The following is a 4,100-nucleotide window of genomic DNA, read 5'->3' as shown; positions in this document are numbered from 1 at the left end:
CGCGGAGAGGGGTCTTGGGTCACGGGGCGGCATCCTTTTTCCTATTCGCTGTTTACTTATCACTACGCACTGGTGATAAGTAAACAACTGATATCCGGGAGGGGGATCACATGGCCAAAGGCATCATCATCGTGGGGGCGGGCACGATGGGCCAATCCATCGGCAGGCTCTTTGGCCAACACGGCTGGAGGGTCCAAGCGGTCGACCCGACCAAGGCCGCGCGGGAGGCATTTTTGACCGCGGTTCCGGGGTCGACCGCCTGCGCTGCCTTGGAGGAGGCAGGGCAGGCCGATGTTGCATTGGAATGCGCGCCGGAAGACCTCGCGCTGAAACGCCGTGTGCTCGCCGCTTTGGAGGGGGCCGTGCCGGAGGGTGCGCCGATCTTGTCCAACACCTCTGGCCTAAGGTTGGAAGAGATGACGGCGAATATGGCCCGGCCCGAACGCGCCGTGATCACGCATTTCTTCAACCCCGGCGATGTAATCCCCGCCGTCGAAGTCGTCGCAGCTGAAGACGCGCCCGAAGGGCTTTGTGCCGAGGTCATGACCCTACTGCGCGGGCTGGACCGGCGACCCGTGCGGCTCGATCACGCGCCGCCTGGTTTCGTGGCCAATCGCATTCAACATGCCATCATGCGCGAATGTCTGCATCTGGTGGACCAAGGGGTCGCCAGCCCGGCGGAAATTGACGAGATCGTGCAATGGTCCGTCGGCGTGCGCATGGCGCTATCCGGCCCGTTCCGCCAGCGCGATTTGAACGGGCTGGGCACCCATCTGAGCATCGCCGAATACCTCTACCCAGACCTTTGCGACCGGCACGACCCTTCGCCCAGTCTCACCGCATTGGTCGAGCGGGGGCAGCTTGGCAAGCGCAGCGGCAAGGGGTTCTACGACTGGCCCGAGGGGGACGATAGCGCAGCGGCGGAGACCGCGCTACGCCGTGTCATCGCCCTTGCCCGCGACAGCGCCGATTGATTTTCCAGAAAACCGAGGACACCCATGACCGATACTCCTGCCATCATCTGCGTGGCCATCACCGGATCGCTGCCAACCAAGGCCGACAACCCGGCAGTGCCGATCGACATTAGCGAACAGATCGAAAGCACCCATGCCGCCTTTGAGGCCGGGGCGACGATCTGCCATGCCCATGTGCGCACCGCCGATGGCACCCCCACGGCGGACCCCGACCGTTTCGCGCGGCTGCAAGAGGGGCTGCGTGACCATTGCCCCGGGATGATCGTGCAATTCTCGACCGGTGGGCGTTCGGGCGCGGGCAAGAACCGGGGCGGGATGTTGCCGCTGCGGCCCGACATGGCCTCGCTTTCGGTGGGGTCGAACAACTTTCCCAATCGCGTCTATGAGAACCCACCCGAGCTTGTCGATTGGCTGGCGGAAGAGATGATGACCTATAGCGTGCTGCCCGAGATCGAAGTCTTTGACCTCAGCCACATCCTACAGGCCAAGGCGATGGCCGAGGCGGGCCAGATCCCGGCCCGGCCCTATATCCAATTCGTCATGGGCGTAAAAAACGCCATGCCAGCGGATCGGGAGGTTTTTGATTTCTATATCAAAACCGTCAAACGGCTCTTCGGCGATATCCCGTGGTGCGCCGCCGGGATCGGGCGGCATCAGGCCGAGTTGAACGCATGGTGCGCCGCCGCGGGGGGCCATCTGCGCACGGGGCTGGAGGATAACATCCGGCTGGACAAACAGACCCTCGCCCCCTCCAATGCCGCCCTCGTGACCCGCGCGGCCGAGATCTGCGCAGAGGCCGGTCGCCCCGTCGCCACCGCGCAGCAGGCGCGTGAGATTCTGGGGCTGGCCTAAGGCCGCCCGGTCCACCGTGATAGATCAAGGAGATTGAGATGAAGAAACTGACATTCGCCCTCGCCACCTTTGCCGCACCGTTGGCGGCGCATGAGGGCGCGCATGTGCATCCCCATGGCAACGATCCCTTCTGGGCGGTGGCGGTGCTGTCGCTGGCGATCGTGATCCTTGCCGCGGCGGTGCTGCGCCGCAAGTAAGGCGTCAGCGCCGATCAGCCACCAAAGCCGCGCGATCCGCCCGCCCGGCCAAAGCCGCCGCGCGATGCCGCGGTGGCACGGGTCATCGGGGTTTTGCCGATGGTGGTGCTGGGGCGGGTAAATTGCGAGGTGCTGAGCTTGGCCGCGCCGCGATTTGTCGAATAGGTGCTGGAGCGCGCCGCATTGGTGAAGCGCCCATCGGAGGTTTTGTAAAGCGGTTGCGCCGCCGCCATGCCGGCGCGGTTGCTCATCATATTGCCGATCAGATAGCCCGCCAGCAGGGGCATGAAGATGCCACCCGATCCGCCTTGGGTCGCCGCCTCTTCGGAGCCGCAGGCGCCTTCGCCATGCTGCTCTTCGCAGACCTCAAGACTGTCGTAGCGCGGGGCGGATTCCACATGGAGGGTTTGCGCCGCGTCAAAGGCGGTTTCGCATTCCTGCTCGCTGTACATCCCGCCACGCGCGGCATCGGCAAGACAGCTTTGCAGGTCGGGGAAGGCGGCGGCGTCGACCTTTTCTTCCTCACAGCCAGCAAGGGTGAAGGCGGCGGCGCCGACGATGGCGATGGAAACCCGTTTCGAGCGTTTGGTCATGATGGTCGTCTTTCTGCCAAGGGGCGGCGGAGCGGTGGGCTATGCCAGAATGTAGTGCGGTTTGAAGCGTGACAAATCCTGCGTGATGCGCGATCGGTCTTCGCGGATGCCGATGCCCGCGCAGGTCTCTCCCACGATCCAAGAGCCGATCACCGGGCGGAAGCCGTCGAAGGTGGGCAGCGGGGCATAGGCCTGCACGATGCGCGGATGCTCGGCGTAATCAGAGTTCTGCGACTGTTCGATCACCTTGCCAGATTGGTGGATCGTGACCGACGCCCCCTCGCGCGAGAGGATCGGCTTGCGCACATGCGCCTCGGCCAGTTCCGCCGCCGCCCGGTCAAAGGCGTCGGCGCAGGCGGGGGCGGCGGGGCCGCGCCCGGCGAGCGCATCGGCTACATCAGCCTCGAAAAACGCGGGCAGCAGATTGGGGTGGCCTTCGAACATCTGCCACAGCACGGGCAGGAGGCCCTTGTTTGACAAAAGCGCTTTCCACGCAGGCTCCAGAAACAGACAGCCCGAGCCTTGGATATGGGCGGCGTAGTCGTCGCGCAGCATGTCTTCCCAAGGGTAGAGTTTGAACAGGACGGCAATGCGGCGGTCTTGATCATCAAGGAAGTGGCCATCGTCGCTCAGCCCAATCTTATCGAGATCGCAGTAATGCGCGCCCAGCCCCGCCTCGCGTGCGGCCCAGCCCATGGCTTCGACGGTGCCGTAGTCTTCGGGGTTGTCGGCCACGGCGGTAAAATGCAGATCGCTGTCCTGCTCGAAGACATCGCCAAAACGGGCGACCAGCGCCTCATGAATGCCGTTGAACTGATCCGTGCCTTCGGGCAGTGCGCCCGCTTTCAACTGGTCCTCAAGCCACTGCCACTGAAAGGCCGCACTTTCGTAAAGTGAGGTCGGCGTATCTGCGTTATATTCCAACAGTTTGGCGGGGTTCGTGCCGTCATAGGCCAAATCGAAACGGCCATAGACCTCAGGATCGCCCCGGCGCCAGCTCTCGGCCACAAGGTCGCAGTGGGCATCTGGAATGGCGAGGCGGGTCATCAACTCTTCGCTGGCGAAGATCTCGGCCACGGCTTCACGGCACATGGCGTGAAGCTCGGTCGAAGGGTCTTCGATGTCATTCTCGATCTGGGTGAGCGAGAACGCATAGGCCGAGGTTTCGTCCCAATAGGGTTCGCCATGCATATCGGCAAAGGTAAAGCCCACCTCTTGCGCATGGGCGCGCCAGTCGGGTCTTTCGGGCAATAAGATCTTTTGCAACGGTTCGCTCCCCCGGTTTCGCCCTCGTTTCTAATCGGCTTTGTGCCAAGCGGCCAGAGGGGGCGGCGGTTGGACGCGGCTGCGCAGTCAATGTAAACACCATTCAGAAATGTCACTGGGTTTGCAAAGCAGGAATGTCACTACTGGGCGCGACGGTAGCAAGGCTTTGCAGCCCGGAGACCCCACATATCGAAGGGCCGAAAAGCCTTGCGGGGATT

At 63.3% G+C, this 4,100-nt stretch carries 5 protein-coding genes; 3 read left to right on the top strand and 2 right to left on the bottom strand.

Annotated elements, in window-relative coordinates:
• Nucleotides 1-110 precede the first annotated feature (110 nt).
• The 3 genes from FCK22_RS07435 to FCK22_RS07425 are packed head-to-tail and all read left to right on the top strand — an operon-like array spanning nucleotide 111 to nucleotide 2,023.
• Nucleotides 111-974, top strand: coding sequence for a 3-hydroxyacyl-CoA dehydrogenase NAD-binding domain-containing protein (locus tag FCK22_RS07435; RefSeq protein WP_136720355.1), 864 nt, complete (start codon nucleotides 111-113; stop codon nucleotides 972-974).
• 24 nt (nucleotides 975-998) lie between these two features.
• Complete coding sequence (locus tag FCK22_RS07430) at nucleotides 999-1,826, top strand: 3-keto-5-aminohexanoate cleavage protein (protein WP_067267674.1); 828 nt, start codon at nucleotides 999-1,001, stop codon at nucleotides 1,824-1,826.
• A gap of 38 nt (nucleotides 1,827-1,864) precedes the next feature.
• The gene (locus FCK22_RS07425; protein ID WP_067267675.1) at nucleotides 1,865-2,023 is read left to right on the top strand and encodes a peptidase M23; all 159 of its coding nucleotides are present in this window, start codon (nucleotides 1,865-1,867) and stop codon (nucleotides 2,021-2,023) included.
• Nucleotides 2,024-2,037: 14 nt separating this feature from the next.
• Here the strand turns inward: FCK22_RS07425 and FCK22_RS07420 are convergent, their stop codons facing one another.
• Both FCK22_RS07420 and FCK22_RS07415 read right to left on the bottom strand, forming a co-directional pair.
• Nucleotides 2,038-2,616 (bottom strand): DUF1190 domain-containing protein, encoded by a 579-nt coding sequence (locus FCK22_RS07420; RefSeq protein WP_067267677.1) that lies wholly within the window; start codon nucleotides 2,614-2,616, stop codon nucleotides 2,038-2,040.
• Between the two features lie 39 nt (nucleotides 2,617-2,655).
• Complete coding sequence (locus FCK22_RS07415) at nucleotides 2,656-3,882, bottom strand: glutathionylspermidine synthase family protein (RefSeq protein WP_067267678.1); 1,227 nt, start codon at nucleotides 3,880-3,882, stop codon at nucleotides 2,656-2,658.
• Nucleotides 3,883-4,100 lie beyond the last annotated feature (218 nt).

The sequence above is a fragment of the Sulfitobacter sp. 15WGC genome, assembly GCF_005068605.1.
GTDB classification, from domain to species: Bacteria; Pseudomonadota; Alphaproteobacteria; order Rhodobacterales; family Rhodobacteraceae; genus Sulfitobacter; species Sulfitobacter faviae.
This window is presented reverse-complemented; position numbering and strand designations above follow the sequence as displayed.